General features: G+C 45.0%; 1 protein-coding gene. It reads right to left on the bottom strand.

The window, feature by feature from the left end; genetic code table 11:
- Positions 1-111: 111 nt before the first annotated feature.
- Positions 112-1,497, bottom strand: a 1,386-nt coding sequence (locus R7E42_RS24110) for an electron transfer flavoprotein-ubiquinone oxidoreductase (RefSeq protein WP_318073101.1), incomplete at its 5' end; no start/stop codon positions are given.

Below are 1,497 nucleotides of genomic sequence, written 5' to 3'. Positions count from 1 at the left end.
AAATCAGAATAGTGCCTTGAAGATTAAGTTGCAATCGAGTTCACCGATAAAGATTTGAACTGACGCAAACTTTAAGTAAATAAATTGTTAATAAAAATTATTCTCAGACCACTACATATTTGGGTAGTTGGGACCACCACCACCTTCAGGAGGCGTCCAGGTGATGTTTTGACTTGGGTCTTTGATATCGCAGGTTTTACAGTGAATACAGTTCGCCGCATTAATCTGTAATTCGGCTTGCTCTGCACCTTCTACAATTTCATACACCCCAGCAGGACAGTAGCGTTGAGCGGGCTCGGCATAGAGCGCCAAGTTCGGTTCGATAGGAATGCGCTGGCTGGCGAGCTGCAAATGACACGGTTGGTCTTCTTCATGGAAAATATTGGATAAATAGACGGAAGAAAGACGGTCGAAACTCAACACGCCATCAGGCTTCGGATAGAGGATCTCATTGCTGTTTTCCGCCAGAATCAAAGACTGATGATCGGGATGTTCACAACGTACATTCCACTTTGCTTTGCCTTTTAACACGTTGTGTTCCAACATCGCTAAACCACCACCTAACCAAGAGCCAAAACGGTGTATTCCGCTAGAGAAATTGCGTGCTTGATAAAGCTCTTCATATAGCCAGGACTGTTTGAAATGGCTTTGGTAGTCGGCAATAACCGATTGATTTGAAACCGCTTCAAAAACGGCTTCAGCGGCGAGTATCCCCGACTTCATCGCGGTATGCGTGCCTTTGATTTTCGCGCTATTGAGCGTGCCAGCATCACAGCCAATCAATAGTCCACCCGCAAATTGTTGTGTAGGAAGGGAGTGAAAACCACCTTTGGTAATGGCTCTCGCACCATAGCTGATGCGTTTACCATTTTTTAGGTACTGTTCAATCATCGGGTGATGTTTAAAACGTTGAAATTCGTCAAACGGACTCAGGTGGGGATTTTCGTAATTAAGGTCAACAATCAGACCAACTGCGACTTGGTTGCCCTCAAGATGATAAAGATAACTGCCACCACTGGCTTCGTTTGCCAACGGCCAACCTAATCCATGAACAACCAATCCTTGCTGATGTTGCTCTGCAGGTATTTCCCACAGCTCTTTAAAGCCAATCGCATAGTGCTGTGGCGTTTTATCTTCAGCGAGATTAAATTTGTTAATCAATTGCTTACCAATATGACCTCTGGCACCTTCGGCAAACAGCGTAAACTTAGCGCGAAGTTCGATACCCGGCTCGAAATTGGCTTTTTGCTCGCCGTTTTTATCTAACCCCATGTCGCCAGTAAGCACGCCACAAACACGGTTTTGTTCATCAATAATGGCTCGGTTAGCACTAAAGCCAGGGTAGATTTCTACGCCTAGGTTTTCTGCTTGCGATGCCATCCAACGGCACAAATTACCTAAACTGATGATGTAATTACCATCGTTATGCAGCGTATTCGGCACCGCCCACGTTGGCAGTTCATGGCCATTAAGTTCGTTACTTAAATAGTAAGTTTT

This window comes from Vibrio sp. Vb1337 (assembly GCF_033338715.1).
GTDB lineage: Bacteria > Pseudomonadota > Gammaproteobacteria > Enterobacterales > Vibrionaceae > Vibrio > Vibrio alginolyticus.
Note: the sequence above shows the minus strand (reverse complement) of the source record. Positions and strands in the feature narration are given on the sequence as shown.